The organism is Zhouia amylolytica AD3 (assembly GCF_000511935.2).
Classification (GTDB): domain Bacteria; phylum Bacteroidota; class Bacteroidia; order Flavobacteriales; family Flavobacteriaceae; genus Zhouia; species Zhouia amylolytica.
Map to the genome: position 1 here is coordinate 86,814 of NZ_AYXY01000002.1, position 22,169 is coordinate 108,982.

Here is a 22,169-nt window from a genome sequence, read left to right on the forward strand (position 1 = left end):
TCGTTTTAAAAAGATAAATTCAGTTTTTATGAGCTGGTTTGTCGCTGAAAATATTTGAATAAGCTTTGTTTGTTTCTTTTTTCAAAAAGGGCCCCGTTAATTATTAAGAACTGGGCGATTCCGTAGGTGCTCATAACTAAAAGATTGATGTGTTGAATCTCAAAGACAAATTTATTGATGGCCAAGAGGGAATCTGAGATAAGAAACAAGGTTGCACCAGAGATGGCTAGTTTATAGCTCAAAGGATTAACATATCCTTTGCGTAAATACATGGTCTTTACCATAACCATTAACACAATCACATAAAGAACAATATAGGGAAGTAAACTTCCCGCATTTGGGATTATTAAATATAGCATAGGAGTAGCGAATGCCAAGAGAATAGCTGTAATGGTTAAAAATCTTCTGAAATTAAAAAACTTCGTTTTAAAGAAGGCACTTATGTACATGATATGTGCAACGAAAAAAGCAAGAAGTCCTAAAATAAAATAAGACTCATTCATCAACAGGAAAACATCTCCAATAAGTGAAAATAGAAGGGCCAGCAATATAAAGTTTGACAAATGACTATATAGCCTTTTGTTTAAAATAACATAAAAGCCAAGGGAAATAGTTAGAAGGGGCTTGGTTATATATCTAAAGGAATAAAATTCATCCAAAGTACCGGCAATGAGTTCTAATGTTAATAAGATAAAATAGATGACTGTGAATACAACAGCATTCTTCATAGTGTTATGGTAATAGTTAAAGGACGATTCTAATATACCTTAAATTCATCAAAAATCAATGTTTCCTTGGATGATATTGATTTAAAATCTTACTCAGATCACTTTTATCAAGGTGCATATATATTTCTGTTGTGGTAATACTTTCATGACCTAGCATTTGCTGAATGGCTCTCAGATCAGCACCGTTTTGTAATAAATGCGTTGCAAAAGAATGACGAAAAGTATGCGGACTCACTGTTTTTTTTATGCCGGATTTTTCAACCAATTGTTTAATGATAGTAAAAATCATAGCCCTGGTTAACTGTCTTCCACGTCGGTTCAAAAAGACAAAATCTTCATGACCTTTAACACTAGGTTGATGCACCCGAACTTCAGAGATATAAATGTTGATATATTTAATACACGAATTTGAAATAGGGACAAAACGTTGCTTATCTCCTTTTCCGGTAACCTTAATAAACCCTTCTTCAAAAAACATATCCGAAAGTTTTAAATGAGTTAGTTCAGAAACACGCAGACCACAACTGTAAAGTGTTTCTAACATGGCTTTGTTTCTGGTACCTTCAGTTTTGCTCAGGTCAATGTAATTAATCAATAAATCGACCTCTTCGATTGAAAGGGTATCCGGTAGTTTTCTTCCAACCTTTGGAGCTTCGATAAGCTCGAGAGGATGATCTTTACGGTAATCTTCAAAAATCAGATAGTTAAAGAAACTTTTGAGCCCTGATATAATTCTTGCCTGTGACCTCGGATTTACCTTTTTTGCAGTTTCATAAATGAACTGTTGAATAATTTCTGAATCAATGGCTATTGGAGAAACAGTAATATGATGCGCCGATAAAAAGAGTATGAGCTTTTCAACATCCAAACAATAGTTATTGATAGAATTGTCCGATAAGCCTCGTTCCAGCTTTAAATAGTTCCTGAAATCATTGAGTGCATGTTCCCATTTCATGTGTTAAATATAGTTGATTCTTCAGGAATTCTGATAATTCCCTGAACAGTATCTGATATATTATTGAGATTCAATATTTTAAAGAAATAACTTACAATTTTTTAGTGAAAATGCATTGGTGTTCTGCTTTTGTATGTAAATTTGCCCCGTTAAACATTAAATACAAAATTCAAAAAGATGAAAAAATTATTATTCGTGGCAGTTGCTGCATTAGGTTTTGCTTTTAATGCGAATGCACAGGATGGTTCAGCTACTTCTAAAGGTTCTATTTTAGTTGAGGCTAATACTAATTTTGGAACTGGTCATGCAGCAAACACTGGTTTTACATTTGCTTCTAGAGATGGATTTACTGAATGGAACATAGGTGCTGAAGGTGGCTATTTTATCCAGGATGACTTAGCAATTAAAGTTGGTCTAGGTTATGGTGATACTGACATAGACGGGGTTGAAACCAATGGTATCTTTTCTTATAAAGCTGGTGCAAAATATTATATCAATAGTATGATCCCTGTTCAACTAGACCTTAATGGTTTCTCTACTGATGGATTTAGCCCAATGTTTGTTGGTCTTCAAGGAGGGTATGCATGGTTTTTAGCTGACAATATTGCTATAGAGCCTGGAGTACGTTACGACTTAGATTTGAATGACGATGCAGAAGGGGGAGATACATTTTCATTAAACATCGGATTCTCTCTTTTCTTTTAATTGAATGAGAATTATAAACGATTTGAAACGGAAGCTTTTGCTTCCGTTTTTTTTTTGGAAGATTTCACCGGTTGGTGTGTTTTGAAGATGTTGTTAATAATGACTTAATTAGTATAAAATTAAGAATTAGACTACTTTAATTGTGTAGGTTTGATTTCAATAACTTACATATTAACAACAATAATTATGAAAAAAATTTTATGTGTAGCATTTGCTGCTTTTGGGTTTTTATTTACCTCTCAGGCACAAGAAGTAGAATTTGGAGCTAAGGGAGGTCTGAATCTTTTTAATAGATATGGCGATAACGTAGGTAATACTGATTTCAGAACTTCTTTCCACGTTGGAGGTGTCGCCGAAATTAAATTTACTGAAAAGTTTTCGTTGCAACCGGAATTGTTATTTTCATCTCAGGGATCTAAATATGACCTTATTTTGGATGGGTTCTCCGAAATTAATGCTCCTGAGGGTACAAAAGCAACATTAACCGAGAAGTTAAATTACATAAATCTACCTGTAATTGCTAAATACTACGTAGCAAAAGGACTTAGCTTAGAGGCCGGACCACAATTGGGGTTTCTGGCATCGGCTAAACGCGACCTCGAGTTTTCCGGAGATACCATGGACTTCGATGTAGATGATGAATATGACAGTTTTGATTTCGGATTGAACTTTGGATTAGGATATAAGCTGGATAATGGTTTATTCTTTAATGGCAGGTATAACCTCGGACTTACAAATATTACTGATAATAACGTAAGAAATGAAGGTTTTCAATTTTCTGTTGGATTTATGTTCTAATACACATCAATAGTTATATATTGCATACGGAGGTTAGATCCTCCGTTTTTTTGTGCTTAAATTTTATATTTTTACCAAAAGAAAAACCATGAAGTTTATTATCATTAACGGACCTAACCTGAACCTTCTTGGAAAACGAGAACCAGAAATTTATGGTTCAGAAACTTTCGAAGACTATTTTAATACACTTAACAATAAATACCAACAACATCAATTGGATTATTATCAAAGCAATGTTGAAGGGGAACTGATAAATAAACTTCACGAGGTAGGATTTGATTATGATGGGATTATTCTCAACGCAGGAGCCTATACACATACTTCAGTGGCTATAGGAGATGCTATTAAAGGAATACAGACGCCAGTCATTGAAGTCCACATTTCCAATACGTTTTCAAGAGAAGATTTCAGACATGTGTCATATATCTCACCCAATGCAAAAGGAGTGATCCTGGGCTTTGGAATGCAAGGATATGATTTGGCGCTGAAAAGTTTTATGACAGACTAGAATTTTGGGTTCTGGAGTAGGGCTTAGTATAGTATTCATTATATTTATAATGAACTATTTATTAAATATAAGTGAAAAAGAAACTTTGTGTTTTAATTCTCTTTCTTTTTGGTATTTCTTTTGGGGTCAACGGGCAACAGAGAATTAAAGTTGACTTATATGGAGGTGTTGCCACTACAGATGACTTTACCTTCAATATAGGAATTGATGCTTATTATATGTTTCAGCTCAATGAAACAATAAACCTTGGGCTATACGCGGGATATTCACATTTTTATAGTGACTTTCTAGGAGTGTTGGAGGTTTTTGGGGCAGATTTAAAAGACTTCTCCTTTATGCCCATTGCTTCCAGTTTGCAATTCGTTTTTTGGGACCATCTGTTATGTGCAACAGATGCCGGATATGCAATTGGGTTAGGGGGTGATCAGAATGACGGTGGATTTTATTATCAAGGAAAATTAGGATGGACAATGCCGAAATTTGAAGCTTTTGTATATTATAAGGCTATTGAATATGAGGTAAAAGCCGCTTCTGCAGGTATTGGAATAGCTTATGTTTTTAATTTAAAAAAGCGAGTTAGCAAATGACATTTAAACAAAAAAGCGAATGTATTAACATTCGCTTTTTTGATCTGAATTTATAGTGCTTAGTTATAAAAACTATAAATGTATTACTTCATCGTATGCAGCAGCAACAGCTTCCATAACTGCTTCACTCATAGTTGGGTGAGGGTGTACTGCTTTTAATACTTCATGACCGGTAGTTTCTAATTTACGAGCAACCACTGCCTCAGCAATCATATCGGTAACTCCTGCGCCAATCATGTGGCAACCTAACCACTCACCATATTTAGCATCAAAAATTACTTTTACAAATCCATCAGGTGTTCCTGCCGCTTTGGCTTTACCACTCGCAGAGAAAGGGAACTTACCAACTTTGATGTCGTATCCTTTTTCTTTAGCTTGTTTTTCAGTAAGACCAACAGAAGCAACTTCGGGAGTACAATAGGTACAACCAGGGATATTGCCATAATCTAAGGCTTCAACATGCATTCCCTTTATCTTTTCAACACAAAGAATACCTTCAGCACTTGCCACGTGTGCCAATGCTTGTCCGGGAACTACATCACCGATAGCATAATAACCCGGTATGTTAGTCTGGTAATAATCATTTACCAATATTTTATCTCTGTCGGTAGCAATACCTACATCTTCCAAACCAATATTTTCAATATTACTCTTGATACCAACTGCCGATAGAATTACATCAGCTTCTAAAACTTCTTCTCCTTTTTTAGTTTTTACAGTAGCTTTAACCCCTTTACCAGAAGTATCAACTTTAGTAACTTCAGAAGAAGTCATTACCTTAATACCAGATTTCTTGAAATTACGCTCTAATTGTTTAGATACCTCTTCATCTTCTACAGGAACCACATTAGGTAAAAACTCTACAATAGTAACTTCAGTTCCCATTGAATGATAGAAATAGGCAAACTCGACACCAATAGCACCACTACCTACAACAATCATTTTCTTAGGCTGCTCAGGTAAGGTCATAGCCTCGCGATAACCAATTACTTTTTTACCGTCTTGAGGTAAGCTAGGCAATTCGCGCGAGCGAGCACCTGTTGCAATGATGATATGATCTGCGCTGTATTCAGTTGTCTTGCCATCGTTGGTTACATCGATTTTCTTTCCAGCTTTTAATTTACCGAAGCCTTCAATTACATCAATTTTGTTCTTCTTCATTAAAAACTGAACTCCCTTGCTCATTCCTTCAGCTACCCCACGACTTCTTTTGATAACAGCACCAAAATCCTTGTCTACATCATTTACTTTTAACCCGTAATCGTCAGCATGCTTTAAATATTCAAATACCTGTGCCGATTTTAATAAGGCTTTCGTAGGGATACATCCCCAATTTAAACATACACCACCAAGGTTTTCTTTTTCAACAACAGCGGTTTTAAAACCTAGTTGTGACGCTCTGATGGCAGTTACATATCCACCTGGGCCACTTCCTAAAACGATTACGTCGTATTTACTCATATCGAAGATATTTTATTAGTCTTTAATAAACGGCTACGAATTTACGCATAATGTTTCTAAAGGCTAAATTTTTTTGGATTTACTCACATATCGATAATTAATTGTTTTGATGAATACTTATATTCATGTAATTATTAATTAGGTGACTCTAGAAATGGTTTTTAGGTCTTTTTTGTGTTGCCTAATCCCGTCCTACTCATATTACCCCAGCTTTTTTTTCCCCTGATTAGGTCTATATTTCCTTTAATTGCCGACCACATAATAAAAGGATGATAGATAAAAGGTTCAAGCATCGCCGTTCCGATAAGCTTAAAGATATATTTGGGTTTTTTATATTGTTGAAATGAGAACTCTTCAAATAATAGCGCCGTTACAGAGAAGAGTAATGAAAAGCTATAGATAACTCCAAAGAGAATAAGAAATGTAAAGAGGTTTAATTGTCCGATGATAGCAAAAATAATAATAACCACAATTCCTGTAAACTCGATAATGGGTGCAAGCCATTCAAAAAATAACCAGTAAGGCATACTTAAGATACCCAAAACTTTGTATTTCGGGTTAAACAACATTTTTTTATGTAAGAGTAAGGTCTCTATGGTTCCCCGTGTCCATCTGTTCCGCTGTCTGTAAAGTATGTTCCAACTTTGGGGAACCTCTGTCCAGCATAGCGGATCGGGTACAAAACTCACTTTGTAATCTGTTTTTTTGTCTCTCATTATTCGTCGCATTCTGACCAATAATTCCATATCTTCACCAACGGTATTAGGATTGTAGCCTCCAGCCTCAATAACAGTTTGTTTATCAAACATTCCAAAGGCTCCGGAGATCAATAATAAACCATCAACTTTAGACCACGCCATCCTTCCCATAAGAAATGCCCTGAAATATTCAAGGATTTGCGCTCTGGCAATATACGTTTGCGGAAGCCGGACCTCCATGATTTTACCATCTTCTATAATACACGAATTTGCAATTCTTATGATGCCACCTGCGGCAATAACCTTCTTTGTGTTGTTCAAAAAAGGCTTTGCTAGTTTTAGTAATGCATCGGGTTCTAATACACAATCCACATCGATAGCACATATAATTTCATTTGAACAAATGTTTATTCCAGCGTTAAGCGCATCCGCTTTGCCACCATTAATTTTGTCGATAACCTTAAAATTTTTTAGAGATTTGCTGGAAGAGGTATAAATGCCCTTGATTGATTTTGTCTTTATGGATGGGTAAAATGGCTCTTCAGATCTTTTTAATTTGAAGGCATCAATAAGCTTCTGTAAGGTTTCATCTTTACTGCCATCATTAATGATTACAATTTCAAAAGAAGGATAATTGAGTGTCAGTAATGATTTAACGTTTTCAATTACGTTGGCTTCTTCATTAAATGCAGGAGCAAGTATCGATATACTTGGTAAATTGTTTGCCTGTAGTAGGGCCATTTCATTAGAGAAATTATGCCTTCTTTTGTAATCTCTCAATTCAAGATATGAAAATAGGGCAGCCAGGATATATCCGGTGAGTACCACTAATCCATAAATAAAAAAAATAAGACTGGTAATTTCAATAAAGGCATTGATGTCCAAACTAAATGGGTTTATAATTGATTAGGTGTATTAAGGCCATAGGTACTATGAGGTCCTGAATATGAAGTTGGGTTTAATAACTGATAGGAATTAGCAAATAATAGTTTTAATCTCAGATCTTCATTTATGAAAGGCTTTAAAGAGTTTAATGAGGTAGAATCACCGAACTTCTGTACATAAATTAGAATTTCTTTCTTTACAGCGGGTGTTTCATTTTTAAAAGCTCTAATTAATTCTGGTAAAATATTTTTGTATTGAAGCTTCGCAAAGGCAGCAATGGTGGTGCTGCGAATTTTTTCATTTTGATTTTTTAGAAACGGCAGTAATTGTTTAATATGCTCAAACTGATTATACATTGCAATTAAATGAATGGAAAAACTGACAATACTGGGTTCATTATGAGTTAAATTTATAGAAAAGTCTGGGGTTGGTCCACTATACCATAGCTTCAATCCGTTCTCTATATATGCCTGTTGCCAAAGGGTTAAAGGCTGATTCATTTTGGCTAAAAATGAAACCGGGTCATTTTCAGCCGTTTTCAAACAATATAATAAGGATTGTTCTTGCACTTCAGGTCTTTTATGATTCAGGCAGTTTTCTATAATCTCTTCCTTAGCTTTTAATTTTACAACTCCTGCTACATAAAGAGCTCTGGCTTGTAAGTGCCATTTTTTACTTTTCGTGAGTGATTGAATGTAGGTGTCAAGTTCAAGGTTTCTGAACAAATGTGAAAGCTGAGAAAGCGATTCACCTTTAAAGTTTTCGTAATAGCCCAGAAACTCTTTAATAGTGATTTTCTTTTCAAATTTTGTTTTTAGCTTATTGGAACGAAATTCTTTTATTAGGACATCCTTTTCCAACTCTTCGTTAAAAAGGTAATTATTAACAAGTTCTCCTATTGCATCTATTTGTTTAATTTTTTTCTGATTTTTATGAGTCTTGTAAAGCCTCAAAATAACAATAAGCCCTATCAGGAAAACAATGGCAGATATAATAATTATAAGCGCATATAAACTGAATGTGATAAACTTGTCTTGAGCCATTTTGTTTACCTGAACTTTTAAGTGATATCCTGAAAACTTTTCACAGTTCGCTTAACCCTCAGACTTAATTCCTGTGGACTAAAGGGTTTGGTGATAAAATCATCGACACCCATATCAAAAGCATTGGTAATGATATCTTCCTGAGTCGATGTGGACAGTACTATTATAGGGGTATTTGGATGATTTTCCTTGGCATATTCTATTAATTCTTTGCCAGAGATGAAGGGGAGCATCAAATCAGTTAAAATAAGATCAAACTGAGTGCTTTTTATAAGAGATAATGCTTCTCTTCCGTCTTTAGCGACTGTTACATCATATCCGTCTTTGGTTAGTTTGAACTCGATGGTTCTAACTACCATTGGATTGTCTTCAATAACCAAAATTTTCTTTTTCATAATCTCTTAAGTTTGGGAAATCATTTTTTATCGCTTCTTTTAAGCGATGGTACTCCTCCTGTAATTTTGTTATTAGACCAGGTATTTCTTCTTCTTTCGCCTTGTATATAATATCATTACAAAGTAAACTGCCTTCAACACTTTCCACCATTTCGAAAGAAGGTTTAATAGCGTGAACTACATTTTTAAGGTCATCTAATTTTTGCGACTTTAAATGAGTGTAGGCTTCTATAAGTTTTTTATCTACCCAGGTTGTAAACATGCTAAGAGAATCTAAGATTACCTGGTCATCTCCTTCAGACAAAGTTTCTAAATAGTTTAAGTTGTATAATTGTCTTTCAGTCTTAGTAGTGAGACTGTTCTTTATAGAAAGGTGTTGGTATAATGCCTTTTTCAGGGTTTCATAATCAACCGGTTTGGTTAAATATTCATCCATTCCACATTCAAAACATAATTTTTTTTCCTTTTCAAGTACTCTGGCTGTGAGTGCAATTACGGGAATCCTGTTACCTGGTTTTTCTAGTTTCCGTATTTCTTTGGTAGCCTCATATCCACTCATTACCGGCATTTGTATATCCATTAAGATAATATCAAAAGCATTGTTTTGATAAGCCTCTACTGCTTCCATACCATTATCACAGATGGAGAGAATGGCCTGAGGGAATATTTTCTCGAGTATGGTTTGAACCAAAAACTGATTTATAGGATTATCTTCAGCTATTAAAATTTTATACGAGGTGTTATAAGAATTAATGTTAGTCAAAACATTAATTTCATTGGTAACGTTACTTTCAAGAGGTGATGCGGTATCTTGAACTTTATCAAAAGTAATCTCAAAAGAAAAAGAACTTCCTTTTCCCGGAGTGCTTTCAATTTTTAAACGGCTCTGCATTAACTTCAATAAAGAGTCAGTTATGGCCAACCCAAGTCCCATACCTTCCTGTGATCTGGTGAGTGAAGGATCTTCTTGATCAAAAGCTGTTTTGATTTTTTCAAGATTTTCAGGAGCGATTCCAAGACCGGAATCAGTAACTGAAAATAAAAGGGTGTAACTGTTCGGTTTATCTGAAACTTCAGTAACTGTTAAGGTTATATCACCTTTATTGGTGAATTTGGTTGCGTTAGAGAAGAGGTTAAGTAGTATTTGTCTAAGCTTATATGCATCTGCACTTACTATATATTCGGGAGTTATTTCACATTTGTAATGAATCTGTATATTTTCATTAATCTGTTGGTTGTCTATGAATTCAGTGATTTCTTTACACAGGTTGTATAGCTTGGTAGGTGTTGGTTCTAATTTAATTTTGCTAGCCATTAAATGGTTGTATTCCAACATGTCATCTATGAGCTCTTCCAATTTGCAAGCCGAATTATAAATCGTGTCAGCAAATGTATTTTGAATAGGAGTGAGATCACTTTTTAATAATAAATCTGTAAATCCTTTAACACCATTAAGTGGCGTTCTTAATTCATGACTAATATTTCCTAAAAATGCAGCCTTATATTCTTCGAATAACACCGAATCATTAGGCCATTTTTCATCAGCTTTTACGGTGTTTTCTTTTTTTTCTAAAAATGCGATTACAATTCCGGTCAATTCATTGGTTTCATTTCTAATAGCACTGGAAATAATTTCGTATAGGATTTTATCATCATCTTTTGTTAGAAGAGTAAAGGTCCCTTTATTGCTGTACTTTAAATCTGGGTTGTTGACAAAAATCGATTTGAGCTTTAGAAAATCTTTTGAATTGAAAGTTTTATTGGTAAGTAAAAGAGGTTCTTCCTCTTTTAGGTCATAATATCCTATTAATTTCCAAAAATCTTCACTGACCCAAATTGCACTTCTTGGTGAAGGTTCCCAATAACAATAACTGGCAACCTCTTTTTTTAATAACCATGAAAACAGTTCTTTGTCTTCTTCAAGTAAATTAAAAAAGGTTCTTTTTATGGCAGGTTCGAATACAGGCATGATTGGGTTCATAAATATTTATGAAATTATACATTTACATTAAGATACACAAGCTAAATTGCTATATAAAGAATAGTTTAGGATTATAACGATTATTTTTGCAATTTTACGCGAATCTATTCCGGTTTTACCCAATGAAAAATGTAAACACCCTCTTTTCTTACGATAAATATTATAGGTACATTAGAATCGTAGCAAGTGTTACTACTGGTGTGAGTTTAATTGTGATTTGGGGTTGGATATTAAAGATAAAGCTGTTAACTTCTTTTTTGCCTGACTTGCCCACCATGAAGTTTAATACCGCCTTATGTTTTTTTCTGGTTGCTGTTGGATTGCTTTTTAAAACTTCAAAACGATTGCCAAGATACCAGGTATATGCCGGGATCATTAATGTTACCTTATTAATTTTAGCTGGTATAACATTATTAGAGCATATTACGGGTGTTAATTATGGAATAGACCAATTATTTGTTAAAGATTATTTTTCTATATATTCCCTACCTGGTAGAATGTCATTAGGTACGGCATTAAATTTCTTTTTCCTGGGGTTGGGGTTACTTTTTATTGAATGTAAAACTAGATTGGTGGCACAAGTTTGTCAATACTTGTTTCATATCATAACTCTGATCTCTGTAACCTCATTTTTAACCTACTTATTTGGCGTGGGTATTGAAACTAAATTGGAGTTCATCACTTCAATGGCCATACACACTGCAGTATTGTTTATAGCTTTATCCGGAACTTCTTCATTAATTCGGATTGATCTGGGAATTACAAGTGTCTTCTCAAAACATAGCATAGGAAGTATGATGGCACGTAAATTATTTTTGCAGATAGGAGGAATGGTGATTGTTTTGAGTTACCTAAAAATTTTAGCAGATCGATATCAAATAATTGAATTGGAGTTTGGAACTACGTTGTTTGGCGTTTTATTTCTGGTACTATCATTGTCCTTGATCTGGTTTGTTGCTTCAAAACTGAATGAAATAGAAAGGCAGCGTCAAAAAATAAACCATAATCTGTCAATCGCTCAAACCTTTTTAAATTCCACGCCAGATCCCATAATTATAGTGGATCAATCTGCCAAAATAATTTTATTTAATGAAAGAGCGGAGGAGGTGTTTGCCTACACAGAAGATGAACTCAACGGGTTAGATCTGGATATCATTATTGACAAAAGGAGTTTAAGTAAGTTTCACAAAAGGTTTAAAAAACACTTAGTAGAGAAGGTTAAAAAAAATAAGAAGAAGCCTTTAGAGCTAAAAGCAGTAAAGAAAACCGGAGAAAAGTTTGAAAGTGAAGTCTCTTTTTCAAGGATAACGTTATTAGAGGGAACTTTTATTTTGGTTTCCTTAAAGGATATTACCGTGCGTAAATCTTATGAAAAGGAATTAAAAAAGATTACAAAAAAGTACAGTGCCGCCAATGAGGCAGCGGTAGTTGGAGTATGGGAATACGATATTGTTAAGAATTATCTCGAATGGGATAATGTAATGTATATGCTACATGGCCTTAATAAAGAAGACTTTAATCATGCATATGATGCCTGGGAAAAAGTTTTACATCCTGAAGACAAACAAAGAGCTACAGAGGAGGTAGAGAAGGCATTAATGGGTGAAGAGGAATTCGATACCTCCTTTAGAATCATTAAACCGGATGGAGAGATAAGGCATATTCGGGCCAAGGCATTAGTTTATAGAGATAATGAACAGCATCCAATACGAATGCTTGGTACCAATTGGGATATTACCAAAGAAAAACAAGCGGAACAAGCTTTACAAAATAGTTTTAGACAAAACCTGATCTTTGTTGAACAAGCTCCGAGTGCTATTGCTATGTTTAACAGGAACATGGAATACATAGCCGCATCCCAAAAATGGAAAGAAGATTATGGGTTATTAGAAATGGATATATTAGGTAAATCGCATTATGAGATCTTTCCGGAAATAGGTGATGAATGGAAAAAAATTCATCGCGAGTGTTTGGAGGGGGCTGTCAATGTATGTGATGAAGCCTCTTTTGAAAGGGAGGATGGAAGTGTTCAATGGATATCCTGGGATGTGAGACCATGGTATAAAGCAGAAGGAGAAATAGGTGGTATTGTAATGCATACCGCAAACATAACCCAGTTTAAAGACAGTGTTCGAGAGCGATTAAAAATTGAAAATATTCTTAATAAAACCAATGAGATAGCACGCATCGGTACATGGGAAGTCGATCTTGGAAAAGAAAAAATTAGCTGGAGTAAAATTACCAAAGAAATACATGAAGTACCTGATGATTATAGACCTCAATTAGAAAAGGCGATCGATTTTTATAAAGAAGGAACCAGTAAAAAGTCGATTCAATCGGCTGTTACAAATGCTGTCAGATCTGGTAAATCTTTTGATTTGGAGTTAGAAATGACCACCTATCAGGGTAATAATATCTGGGTACGATCAATAGGACAGGTTGAAATGTTTGAAGGAAGAGCTAAAAGGCTTTATGGGATATTTCAAGATATAACCGAGATTAAGAATTATGAAATTTCATTAAAGGAGACCAATGAAAAACTCAATGCCATTCTTAACTCGAGTTATGTTTCAATTATAGGAACTGACAAAAATGGATTAATCACCCATTTCAATAAAGGTGCAGAAACATTTTTACAATACTCTGCCGAGGAAATGATTGGTAAAGAAAGTCCTGTGATTATCCATTTGCCTGAAGAAATTGAGAAAAGAGGAAAAGCGTTAAGCAAGCAGTTAAATAAAAATATTCAAGGTTTTGACGTATTTGTAGAATTACCAAAACAGGGTGATTATGAATCTCAGGAATGGACGTATGTGAGAAAGGATGGATCCACTTTTCCGGTTCAACTGGTAGTTACCCCAGTCAAAGATGACCAGGGAGAAATTGAAGGATTTCTTGGGGTCGCAGCAGATATCAGCGAACTTAAAAATGCTGAAAAAGAAATTAAATCCTTATTGTCGATTACTACCGAACAAAATGATCGATTAAAGAATTTTGCCCACATTGTTTCCCATAATTTGAGATCTCATTCAGGAAATTTTGAAATGTTGTTAGATGTTTTTGTAAGTACCTATCCAGAGTTTCAAAAAGAAAAAGCAATAGAGTTATTGCAACTGGCATCTCGAAACCTAAAAGAGACCATTCAGCATCTTAATGAGGTGGTTGTAATCAATACCGAGATTGATTTTAAAATGGAAAATATTAATCTCCGAAATGCAGTTTTGGCAACATATAACTCCATATCAAGTTTAGCTTCTGAAGCCCAGGTAGAAATTATTAATGAAGTTCAGGAAGATGCATTAATTAAGGGCTTGCCAGCTTATGTAGAGAGTATTTTACTCAATTTTATAACAAATGGAATAAAATACAGATCTCATGACAGAAATAGCTTTGTAAAACTTTCTTCCTATCAACAAAACGGATATACCATTTTGGATGTTGAAGATAACGGCCTTGGAATAGACCTGAATAGACATGGTGATAAACTGTTTGGGATGTATAAGACCTTTCATCATAATAAAGATGCCCGAGGAATAGGACTTTTTATCACAAAGAATCAAATGGAAGCTATAGGAGGTAAAATAGAGGTAGAAAGTAAAGTCAACCAGGGTACTAATTTTAAATTGTATTTTAAAAACTAACCAATATAAATGAAGTCAAATAACGCAATTAATCTAACTTGCATCATAGATGATGATCCTGTTTTTGTATTCGGTGCAAAAAGAATTATGGAAATGGCCGAATTTTGCAATAACTTTTTAGTTTTTCAGAATGGTGAAGAGGCTTTAACTAATTTAAAACCCATCGTATTATCCGGTGAATCAGTCCCCGATGTAATCTTACTGGATTTGAATATGCCTATAATGGATGGTTGGGAGTTTTTGGATAATTTTATAAAACTAGAGGCCAAAAGAAAGATACTCATTTATATCGTCTCTTCATCCATAGATCCTGCGGATATTATTAAAGCTAAATCATATAAGGGATTGAATAACTTTATTGTAAAACCAATTACACGAGAGGTTTTAAGTGAAATTATGAGAGATGCAGTGAAGCACTAACTTAAAGGAAAGCTAGATAGTTTATACTTAAACATATAAAAGAATTAAATGGCGTCATCTGTAAAGTGACGCCTTTCTTTATTTTGATTGAACTTTTCTTTGTTAAAATCCTTAGAAGCTCCTTTGGGGATAGTTAAGGAATTCCATTGGTCTCCTTTTAAAAGCTTACCAATAAAAACGATCTGTCCGACGTGATACGCGTAATGTGCCATTTGCCTGTTTAATGCTTCCAGCACCGTATGACCTTCATTTCTTATATAAATAATGCGCTCTAAATCTTTTGGTGAAAGATGGTCCATGGAATTGAAGAGGCAATTCCATCCTTTGTCCCAATAGGTAATCATTTCGTCTTTTGTAGCGAGGGTATCTTCAAACTCATCATCTCGATTACGCCAATCCTTTTCTCCGTCCTCACTTAAAAAGTTGGTAAAACGACTCAGCATATTACCAGCCATATGTTTTACAAGAGTTACAATATTGTTTTGGACTTCAACCTTCCGCCAATGAATATCATCATCGTTTAAAACAACGAATGTTTTATCAGCCAGACTTTTGTAATAACGGAATTGTTTGCGGGTACTTTCCAGGTAATTGCTGTTCAAAATATTTAGCGTTAGAATGTTATATGTATAAAATTAAAAAACCTTCTCAAATTTGAGAAGGTTTTTAGGTATGTTTAGGAGTTTTTATTGATCTTTAAAATCTATACTAACTGAATTTACACAATAACGTTTCCCGGTAGCAGTCGGACCATCATTAAAGACATGGCCAAGGTGTCCGCCACACTTACTACAAAGTATTTCAGTACGAACCATTCCAAAAGAGGTATCTTTTTTATATGTTATGGTGCCTTCAATAGCCTTGTCGAAAGATGGCCACCCACAATCACTTTCAAATTTCATGTCACTTTCAAAAAGGGGAGTTCCACATCCTTTGCATTTATAAGTGCCTTCTTCAAAATGAAGGTTATATTTACCTGTATGTGGTCTTTCTGTTCCTTTAAGTCGTAATACCCGATATTCTTCTTCAGAAAGCAAAGCTCTCCATTCAGCATCGGTCTTTTCAAGGGATTGATTATTTTGCTCCATCTTCGTAGTTGATTTTTGCTGGTTACTTTTTTTATTGTCTTTGTCCTGGGCATTTGAATTACAACTGACCATCAGCGCAATTAATATTGCAAGAAATAAAGATCTCATGATATTGTTTTTTTATTTGGACGTAACAATATATTAAACATAACAATAAAGAAGACTTAGTTTAAAGATTTAATCTCTTTTATATTTAAAGTCTGCATAATAGAATCGTAATTGGTAGTGTCAACTCCTTGTATTAATTCAGTAGGTATAATAACATATCTGAAAATTAAACCTGCATTCATTTCTTCAGTCATATGGCTTCTCCAATCATTAGATCCGTCAATGAAAAATGAGATGACTGCAGGATCATAATCATAGAGATAACTGTAGGTGTAAGAATTACCGAATAATATCCTTGGAAGTGGTTCCCATATATATTCTCCATTAACTCCATAAACTACTTTTTGAAAGGCCATAATAACATCCGATTCTTCGACAGAAACACCATCAGGATATTCCAGGAATTCATAGTATCCATTGACACCACGCAAGTCAACAGTTACCTCGACAGCCTGAGGTTTAATCATTTGGCCGTCTTGACCATCCTGACCATCTTGCCCCGGAGGTCCTTGTTCACCTTCACAAGAAATTATAACAAAAGAAAATACGACGAGATAAAATAATTTTTTCATTTAAATGTGCTTTTTGAGTTATTTTAAAAAAGAGCACAAAAATAGAAAACTCCGATTCAATATCGGAGTTTTACTACGAGTAGTCGATGTTAAATATATGTTATATGTAAGTTCTGGATTAATTTAACTTTCTCACATCTTCAATGTTCAAGGCTTGTATGACGTTATTGTAATTAGAAAAATCAATTGATGCGTCTACATTATCTGCCGGTACGACGACCACTCTAAATACTTGGTTTTGTGTCCATTCGCTTCCCAGAGAATTTAAGTCGATGGTGCCGTCTAGAAATATACGTACATCTTCCTGAGTGAAATCGAAATTATAAGTCAAAACGCCATCATTGAAAAATACATCTTGAGGAATCAATCTCCAAATTTCCGTACCGTCTACCTCCCACAGAATATAGGTTAGAACAACATCATATGGGAACACCTCAAACCCATATGGTTCTACAATTTCGAAGTTGTTTGCTTCGGTAAAATCAACTTCAATTTCGAATGCGTCAGCTACAATAAGCCCTCCATCTTGCCCTGGAGGTCCTGGAGGTCCCGGATCGCCATCACATGAAACAAAGGCTAGCGAGACCATGGTCAGTAAATAAAATATTTTTTTCATAATTATCAGAGTTTTTATTATCAAACAATAGTACAATTATCAGGCCATAATAAATTTTACAAAAAAAATAGTCCGGTTTTATGACCGGACTTGAAAGTTTTAAGGAGGAACTTTGATGATTTTTCGCAAGCATTTTATTATTGTAACTCGTAGGATTTTATTTTTTGCGTATCGTATTCTTTTATATACTGGCTAATGTTCATCCCTTCATTGTTGCTAAGAAACTCTGCTGGTATTATGGCCACTCTAAATAAATTATTTAAAGTGAATTCATCATCCAGAGTGCCCAGATCAACATTACCGTCTATATAAAAATTAATATCTAAAAAAGTGTGATCGAAACTGTAGGAAATAATGCCTGTGCTAAAATATACGAGGTGTGGCATGGCTTCCCATATATCGACTCCGTTGTCTACCCCGGCAAAATGATACGCTACAACCAAATCAGATTCGAACACTTCTATCTCCTCCGGGAAAACAAATAATAGCGCATAGTCGTTTTCGGCTAAAAAGTCTACTTCAACCTCAAATACCTGGGGTAAAAGGATGCCTCCATCGACACCGGGAGGACCTTCCGGCCCAGGAGGCCCTACATCTCCCATGGGGCCTTGATCACCCTCACAAGATATTAATGTTACTAATAGTATGGCAAACGTGTAAACAATTGACTTCATAATAATACATTTAATAATTCAAAGGCAGGGGGAGAGCCTGGGTTACCAGGCTCAAAAATCTTAAGAAAGTAAACTTTAATTTACTTTTACTTCTGCAGTTCGTCCGCTTAATTCAGGAGCCAGAATCCATAACTCTCTTTCGGAACCATTGGTGAGTTCATGCCAGGTTTTAACATCTCTTTCAAAACTTCCGGCACCATTAACTTCATCATAGTTGGAGATCCAGTTGTCATCCTGCTCTCCAAGTTTGGCTGAGTTTTCGAAAAAATCTACGAAGACAATATCTTTTCCTTCTTTGGTACTTCCAAATTCATTGGTGTAAATCCCATAGACTTCATTAGGATATTTCTCCTTATTCATTTTGGTGATTTTGGCTACAATGGCTTTAATCTTATCAAAATTACCCCACCCTCTTTTAATGTCGTAATAGGTGAGTCTTAATTTATCAAGCTTAAAGTCATTAGGGAAGTTAGAAAGTTCCGGGTGTGATCGCCAATAGGTTGCATTGGCCATAGGAAGTAATGTAGGCATTACCATATTATTCCAATGTTCATCATGCCCCCCTTGTGCTGGTCGGCTATCCACAGAAGACCATGGAATTGGCCCCATCGACCATACATACTTACCGGTATTCGGGCCGGTGACAATGGCGTATACCCGACAACCATAAACATCATCTGCATGATATTTTTTATTATGGTCCGCCATGTGTTTTTTGAAATCACCCATCTTGGCAGGATTGGGCGTAATAATAACATTTTCAAATACTACATACTCTCCGTTGTTTTGCCCGGATACAGTCCAGGCCAATAATACAACGATTAATAACAATAATTTTCTCATGACAATATATTTAGCTGGTTAATAAGCTATTGAATAATTGCTATTAATCAAGAGAAAAGATGTAGTGGTAGTGGTGCAAATATAGTTATAATTAATTGAAAATTAACATTATGGGGTATTATTTATCTGTGTGTACTTCAAAGATTATTATTACTGAATAAATTTACTGATTTGAGTAATTACCTCATCATTTCCTAAAATTCTACGATGTCCCAAACCATTGGTAACTATCAAATCCGAGTTTTGTAGGTGCTTATGTATGTTTTCAGCCGAGCTTAGTGGTACATCAAGATCATTTTGATCATGGATAATAAGCGTTGGAGTAGAAACATGGTCTGCCGCTTTACTAGCCGATAAATTATTAATGTCTTCCCCGAGAACCTGATCGAATTGTTTTTTCATTTTCATTCCTACATGATCTTTCAACCCTAATTTTCTGGTAAAATCGAGAGCAATATCAATGATTTTGTCACCACAACCAATTATAACCAGTTTCTTCAGGTGTAAGCCCTGGCTAATAGAGTTTAATAAAGTCATACCTCCTAAAGAATGACCAATACCAATGTCAAAGGGTCCATATAGTTTGGTAAGATGTAATACCACGTCTATAAATTCAGACATATTAGTTTTTGAACCCGGAGCCTTACCATGAGCCGGGGCATCAAAACTAATGGTCATATAACCCTGTTTAAGAAGCTCATCTGCGATTTTAAATAATTGGGTGCCGCGTCCAGACCAGCCATGAACCAATAAAGCTTTCTTAGTTGATTTCCCATATTCATAAACGACCACCTCTTTGTTAATAGATGGGATCTTTACCTGAGTTTGAATCGTATGCTGGTCCATTGAGTATTCTCGTTTAGGCATTTTATGTTTTATCGGACTCATAAATAGACTGCCGGCAAACTTGCTGGCCAAGAGCGGAGAAATAAATTGTAACGTTTTAGCGGTGTATACTATAGGTTTAGGAATCTCAAGTGTATTTCTATATGTTTTCTGATCTTTTGTCATGCCAATACTTAATTTAGATGCAAGGTATCCATTTTCATAGAATGAACGTAATAATTACTTTTTAGAATAGAAGGTTTTATAAAAGTTCTTTCAACTTTAACTTTTAAGCCTTACAATTATTAAAGTTTTGTAAATTTGATCTGTAAAAGAAAATTAACTCAAAATGAAAAAACACATTTCACTTGTTCTATTCTCGGTTTTATTTGTTGCCTGTGCTACAAATCCGTTTACAGGCAAGAAAACAATGGCTTTGGTGTCTAATGACGAATTATTCGCATCCTCTTTTCAGCAATACGATAAGTTTTTAAATGAAAATAAGGTTATAAGTGGTACGGCAGATGCGCAACGCGTAAAAAGAGTTGGACAACGAATAGCGGTTGCTGCAGAGAAATGGTTGAATGCTAATGGATACGAAGGATATTTAAAAGATTATAAATGGGAGTATAACCTTGTGAATGATAAACAGGTGAATGCATGGTGTATGCCTGGAGGTAAAATAGTGGTGTATACAGGTATATTGCCTATAACAAAAACCGATGCCGGTTTAGCAGTGGTAATGGGGCATGAAGTAGCACATGCACTGGCAAATCATGGACAACAACGTATGAGTGCAGGAGTTTTACAACAAGCAGGTGCTGCTGGTGTAGCAGTTGCAACAGGAGGCCAGAGTTCGACAACTCAGGAATTATGGATGACGGCATATGGAGTAGGCTCTCAGGTAGGAGGAATGCTTCCATTCAGTAGAAGTCATGAAACCGAGGCCGACAGAATAGGTATTCAATTAATGGCTATTGCCGGATATAACCCTGATGAAGCGGCTAAATTGTGGGAACGAATGAGTGCTAATTCAGGAGGAGGAGCTCCTTCGGAAATATTAAGTACACACCCTTCTAATGATTCCCGAATCAGTAATTTAAGAGCATGGTCGCCTGCTGCTAAAACCGAAGCTAAAAAGTTCGGTGTAACCAGCTTTCAATAACAATGAAAGAAAAATAAATAGTATATTCGAAGCTGTTCAAATTATGAGCAGCTTTTTTTATGAATAATAAGATAAACAGGCCGTGATGCCCTAACAAAATTTGTTAATATATGACGCGAATTGCACTTCAAAAAGGAAGTAAGAAATTATTGAATGCTTGGGCATTTTACGATTGGGCAAATTCAGTGTATAGTTTAGTGATATCTTCGGCCATTTTCCCGATTTTTTATGGTGCTTTATTCAGGGTTGCGGGTATAGAAAAAGTAACCGTTTTTGGAGGTGAAATTGCTCGGGCGCCTTTAATCAGTTATGTTACTTCAGCGGCATTCGTTTTTATTGCCATTGTTACACCATTGATATCGGGTATAGCAGATTACCTGGGGAATAAGAAAGTGTTTATGAAATTCTTTTGTTACCTGGGAGGCGTTTCATGTATAGGTTTGTATTGGTTTTCACTTGAAAATATTTACGTTGGTTTATTATGTTACTTCTTTGGATTGGTTGGATTTTGGGTGAGCTTTGCAATCAACAATTCCTACCTTCCGGATATAGCCTTTCCCGAACAACAAGATAGAATAAGTGCAAAAGGGTTTTCCATGGGGTATATTGGAAGCGTTATTCTTTTAGTGCTGAATTTAGCGATGGTGATGAAACCTGGTATTTTTGGAATTACTTCCGATGCGGGTGAGGCTGCTGAAATTCTCGCCATGAAGTATTCCTTTGTTTCTGTGGGTATTTGGTGGATACTATTTAGTCAGTATACTTTTTACCATTTACCTAAAGGGAATAAGAAAGCGGGGGAGAGAAAAAATATCATTCTCAACGGTTTTAAAGAATTGAAATTAGTCTGGCACCAATTAAAAGAACAACCTGTCCTGAAACGGTATCTGGGTGCCTTTTTTGTGTATAGTATGGCGGTGCAAACCGTTATGTTGATTGCAACCTATTTTGGAGAAGAAGAAATAGCCTGGGGTTCGGCCGACGAACGTACCATGGGGTTGATTGTTAGTATTTTAGTCATACAGTTGGTTGCAATTGTAGGAGCTACGCTCACGGCACAGGCATCTAAGAAATATGGTAATATAAACACATTAATGGTAATTAATATTATGTGGATTATGATCTGTGTTTATGCATATTATTTAGAAACTCCAACAAATTTCTACATAGCCGCAGCTTGTGTCGGATTGGTTATGGGAGGGATTCAAGCTTTATCCCGATCTACCTATTCGAAGTTTTTGCCGGAAACAACAGATACTACCTCCTTTTTTAGCTTCTATGATGTTGCTGAAAAAATTGGAATTATCATAGGCACTTTTATGTATGGTTTAATAGCTCAGGTCACGGGAAACATGCGGAATTCAATAGTGTTTTTAGGAATTTTCTTTGTCATGGGGGTATTTCTTTTGTTTAGAGTACGAAAAATTAAATCGTTACCATAACGTATAATTAAGCACTTTGCCGATTTATAAT

The 22,169-nt window shown here is 35.2% G+C and carries 22 protein-coding genes; 8 read left to right on the top strand and 14 right to left on the bottom strand.

Going from position 1 to position 22,169, the window contains the following annotated elements; translation table 11 throughout:
- Window positions 1-26 precede the first annotated feature (26 nt).
- Both P278_RS03005 and xerD read right to left on the bottom strand, forming a co-directional pair.
- A complete protein-coding gene (locus P278_RS03005; protein ID WP_051413377.1) occupies window positions 27-728 on the bottom strand; it encodes a lysoplasmalogenase in 702 nt (233 codons plus the stop codon).
- A gap of 55 nt (window positions 729-783) precedes the next feature.
- A complete protein-coding gene (gene xerD / locus P278_RS03010) occupies window positions 784-1,683 on the bottom strand; it encodes a site-specific tyrosine recombinase XerD (protein ID WP_038262140.1) in 900 nt (299 codons plus the stop codon).
- Between the two features lie 195 nt (window positions 1,684-1,878).
- On the opposite strand from xerD, the gene P278_RS03015 reads away from it, so the two are divergent.
- From P278_RS03015 to P278_RS03030, 4 genes are all read left to right on the top strand, one after another.
- Window positions 1,879-2,388: a hypothetical protein gene (locus P278_RS03015; protein ID WP_316930398.1), complete on the top strand. Its 510-nt coding sequence runs from the start codon at window positions 1,879-1,881 to the stop codon at window positions 2,386-2,388.
- 186 nt (window positions 2,389-2,574) lie between these two features.
- The gene (locus tag P278_RS03020) at window positions 2,575-3,186 is read left to right on the top strand and encodes a porin family protein (protein ID WP_038262145.1); all 612 of its coding nucleotides are present in this window, start codon (window positions 2,575-2,577) and stop codon (window positions 3,184-3,186) included.
- Window positions 3,187-3,274: 88 nt separating this feature from the next.
- Window positions 3,275-3,694 carry a type II 3-dehydroquinate dehydratase gene (gene aroQ / locus P278_RS03025; RefSeq protein WP_038262147.1) on the top strand — a complete coding sequence of 140 codons (420 nt, stop codon included), beginning with the start codon at window positions 3,275-3,277 and terminating at the stop codon, window positions 3,692-3,694.
- Between the two features lie 71 nt (window positions 3,695-3,765).
- A complete protein-coding gene (locus tag P278_RS03030; protein ID WP_038262149.1) occupies window positions 3,766-4,281 on the top strand; it encodes a hypothetical protein in 516 nt (171 codons plus the stop codon).
- 72 nt (window positions 4,282-4,353) lie between these two features.
- Here P278_RS03030 and lpdA read toward each other — a convergent pair whose 3' ends face one another.
- The 5 genes from lpdA to P278_RS03055 form a co-directional block, all read right to left on the bottom strand.
- Entirely contained in the window at window positions 4,354-5,742 is a 1,389-nt protein-coding gene (gene lpdA / locus P278_RS03035; protein WP_038262152.1) for a dihydrolipoyl dehydrogenase, read from the bottom strand.
- Between the two features lie 161 nt (window positions 5,743-5,903).
- Window positions 5,904-7,325, bottom strand: a complete 1,422-nt coding sequence (locus P278_RS03040; RefSeq protein ID WP_082436072.1) for a glycosyltransferase family 2 protein — start codon at window positions 7,323-7,325, stop codon at window positions 5,904-5,906.
- Between the two features lie 11 nt (window positions 7,326-7,336).
- A complete protein-coding gene (locus P278_RS03045) occupies window positions 7,337-8,368 on the bottom strand; it encodes a HEAT repeat domain-containing protein (RefSeq protein ID WP_038262158.1) in 1,032 nt (343 codons plus the stop codon).
- Window positions 8,369-8,385: 17 nt separating this feature from the next.
- Window positions 8,386-8,763: a response regulator transcription factor gene (locus P278_RS03050; RefSeq protein WP_038262161.1), complete on the bottom strand. Its 378-nt coding sequence runs from the start codon at window positions 8,761-8,763 to the stop codon at window positions 8,386-8,388.
- Window positions 8,738-10,732 carry a response regulator gene (locus tag P278_RS03055; protein ID WP_051413378.1) on the bottom strand — a complete coding sequence of 665 codons (1,995 nt, stop codon included), beginning with the start codon at window positions 10,730-10,732 and terminating at the stop codon, window positions 8,738-8,740. Before P278_RS03055 ends, P278_RS03050 begins: the two co-directional genes overlap by 26 nt.
- A 134-nt stretch (window positions 10,733-10,866) precedes the next feature.
- Here P278_RS03055 and P278_RS03060 point away from each other — a divergent pair, with 134 nt between their 5' ends.
- Together P278_RS03060 and P278_RS03065 are read left to right on the top strand one after the other, a co-directional pair.
- The gene (locus tag P278_RS03060; RefSeq protein ID WP_051413379.1) at window positions 10,867-14,385 is read left to right on the top strand and encodes a PAS domain S-box protein; all 3,519 of its coding nucleotides are present in this window, start codon (window positions 10,867-10,869) and stop codon (window positions 14,383-14,385) included.
- A gap of 9 nt (window positions 14,386-14,394) precedes the next feature.
- The gene (locus P278_RS03065) at window positions 14,395-14,805 is read left to right on the top strand and encodes a response regulator (protein ID WP_038262164.1); all 411 of its coding nucleotides are present in this window, start codon (window positions 14,395-14,397) and stop codon (window positions 14,803-14,805) included.
- Between the two features lie 44 nt (window positions 14,806-14,849).
- On the opposite strand, the gene P278_RS03070 is transcribed toward P278_RS03065, so the two are convergent.
- The 7 genes from P278_RS03070 to P278_RS03100 all read right to left on the bottom strand — a co-directional run bounded on the left by P278_RS03070 (window position 14,850) and on the right by P278_RS03100 (window position 19,717).
- Window positions 14,850-15,407 carry a DUF1572 family protein gene (locus P278_RS03070; RefSeq protein WP_038262167.1) on the bottom strand — a complete coding sequence of 186 codons (558 nt, stop codon included), beginning with the start codon at window positions 15,405-15,407 and terminating at the stop codon, window positions 14,850-14,852.
- A gap of 84 nt (window positions 15,408-15,491) precedes the next feature.
- Window positions 15,492-15,893, bottom strand: coding sequence for a peptide-methionine (R)-S-oxide reductase MsrB (msrB, locus tag P278_RS03075; protein ID WP_038262285.1), 402 nt, complete (start codon window positions 15,891-15,893; stop codon window positions 15,492-15,494).
- 164 nt (window positions 15,894-16,057) lie between these two features.
- Window positions 16,058-16,573 (bottom strand): hypothetical protein, encoded by a 516-nt coding sequence (locus P278_RS03080; protein WP_038262171.1) that lies wholly within the window; start codon window positions 16,571-16,573, stop codon window positions 16,058-16,060.
- Between the two features lie 118 nt (window positions 16,574-16,691).
- Window positions 16,692-17,189: a hypothetical protein gene (locus P278_RS03085; RefSeq protein ID WP_038262174.1), complete on the bottom strand. Its 498-nt coding sequence runs from the start codon at window positions 17,187-17,189 to the stop codon at window positions 16,692-16,694.
- Window positions 17,190-17,326: 137 nt separating this feature from the next.
- Window positions 17,327-17,863: a hypothetical protein gene (locus P278_RS03090; protein WP_038262177.1), complete on the bottom strand. Its 537-nt coding sequence runs from the start codon at window positions 17,861-17,863 to the stop codon at window positions 17,327-17,329.
- A 75-nt stretch (window positions 17,864-17,938) separates the two neighbouring features.
- Window positions 17,939-18,706 carry a hypothetical protein gene (locus tag P278_RS03095; RefSeq protein ID WP_038262179.1) on the bottom strand — a complete coding sequence of 256 codons (768 nt, stop codon included), beginning with the start codon at window positions 18,704-18,706 and terminating at the stop codon, window positions 17,939-17,941.
- A 150-nt stretch (window positions 18,707-18,856) separates the two neighbouring features.
- Window positions 18,857-19,717, bottom strand: coding sequence for an alpha/beta fold hydrolase (locus P278_RS03100; RefSeq protein ID WP_038262182.1), 861 nt, complete (start codon window positions 19,715-19,717; stop codon window positions 18,857-18,859).
- Window positions 19,718-19,880: 163 nt separating this feature from the next.
- On the opposite strand from P278_RS03100, the gene P278_RS03105 reads away from it, so the two are divergent.
- On the top strand, window positions 19,881-20,696 hold the full coding sequence (locus tag P278_RS03105; RefSeq protein WP_038262185.1) for a M48 family metallopeptidase: 816 nt from the start codon (window positions 19,881-19,883) through the stop codon (window positions 20,694-20,696).
- 110 nt (window positions 20,697-20,806) lie between these two features.
- On the top strand, window positions 20,807-22,138 hold the full coding sequence (locus tag P278_RS03110; protein WP_038262188.1) for an MFS transporter: 1,332 nt from the start codon (window positions 20,807-20,809) through the stop codon (window positions 22,136-22,138).
- Window positions 22,139-22,169 lie beyond the last annotated feature (31 nt).

What these genes read in the sequence shown, in the direction of transcription:
- P278_RS03005 (WP_051413377.1), bottom strand. Translation starts at nt 728, where the DNA reads ATGAAGAATGCTGTTGTATTCACAGTCATCTATTTTATCTTATTAACA.
- xerD (WP_038262140.1), bottom strand. Translation starts at nt 1,683, where the DNA reads ATGAAATGGGAACATGCACTCAATGATTTCAGGAACTATTTAAAGCTG.
- P278_RS03020 (WP_038262145.1), top strand. Translation starts at nt 2,575, where the DNA reads ATGAAAAAAATTTTATGTGTAGCATTTGCTGCTTTTGGGTTTTTATTT.
- aroQ (WP_038262147.1), top strand. Translation starts at nt 3,275, where the DNA reads ATGAAGTTTATTATCATTAACGGACCTAACCTGAACCTTCTTGGAAAA.
- lpdA (WP_038262152.1), bottom strand. Translation starts at nt 5,742, where the DNA reads ATGAGTAAATACGACGTAATCGTTTTAGGAAGTGGCCCAGGTGGATAT.
- P278_RS03045 (WP_038262158.1), bottom strand. Translation starts at nt 8,368, where the DNA reads ATGGCTCAAGACAAGTTTATCACATTCAGTTTATATGCGCTTATAATT.
- P278_RS03050 (WP_038262161.1), bottom strand. Translation starts at nt 8,763, where the DNA reads ATGAAAAAGAAAATTTTGGTTATTGAAGACAATCCAATGGTAGTTAGA.
- P278_RS03055 (WP_051413378.1), bottom strand. Translation starts at nt 10,732, where the DNA reads ATGCCTGTATTCGAACCTGCCATAAAAAGAACCTTTTTTAATTTACTT.
- P278_RS03060 (WP_051413379.1), top strand. Translation starts at nt 10,867, where the DNA reads ATGAAAAATGTAAACACCCTCTTTTCTTACGATAAATATTATAGGTAC.
- P278_RS03065 (WP_038262164.1), top strand. Translation starts at nt 14,395, where the DNA reads ATGAAGTCAAATAACGCAATTAATCTAACTTGCATCATAGATGATGAT.
- msrB (WP_038262285.1), bottom strand. Translation starts at nt 15,893, where the DNA reads ATGGAGCAAAATAATCAATCCCTTGAAAAGACCGATGCTGAATGGAGA.
- P278_RS03080 (WP_038262171.1), bottom strand. Translation starts at nt 16,573, where the DNA reads ATGAAAAAATTATTTTATCTCGTCGTATTTTCTTTTGTTATAATTTCT.
- P278_RS03085 (WP_038262174.1), bottom strand. Translation starts at nt 17,189, where the DNA reads ATGAAAAAAATATTTTATTTACTGACCATGGTCTCGCTAGCCTTTGTT.
- P278_RS03090 (WP_038262177.1), bottom strand. Translation starts at nt 17,863, where the DNA reads ATGAAGTCAATTGTTTACACGTTTGCCATACTATTAGTAACATTAATA.
- P278_RS03095 (WP_038262179.1), bottom strand. Translation starts at nt 18,706, where the DNA reads ATGAGAAAATTATTGTTATTAATCGTTGTATTATTGGCCTGGACTGTA.
- P278_RS03100 (WP_038262182.1), bottom strand. Translation starts at nt 19,717, where the DNA reads ATGACAAAAGATCAGAAAACATATAGAAATACACTTGAGATTCCTAAA.
- P278_RS03105 (WP_038262185.1), top strand. Translation starts at nt 19,881, where the DNA reads ATGAAAAAACACATTTCACTTGTTCTATTCTCGGTTTTATTTGTTGCC.
- P278_RS03110 (WP_038262188.1), top strand. Translation starts at nt 20,807, where the DNA reads ATGACGCGAATTGCACTTCAAAAAGGAAGTAAGAAATTATTGAATGCT.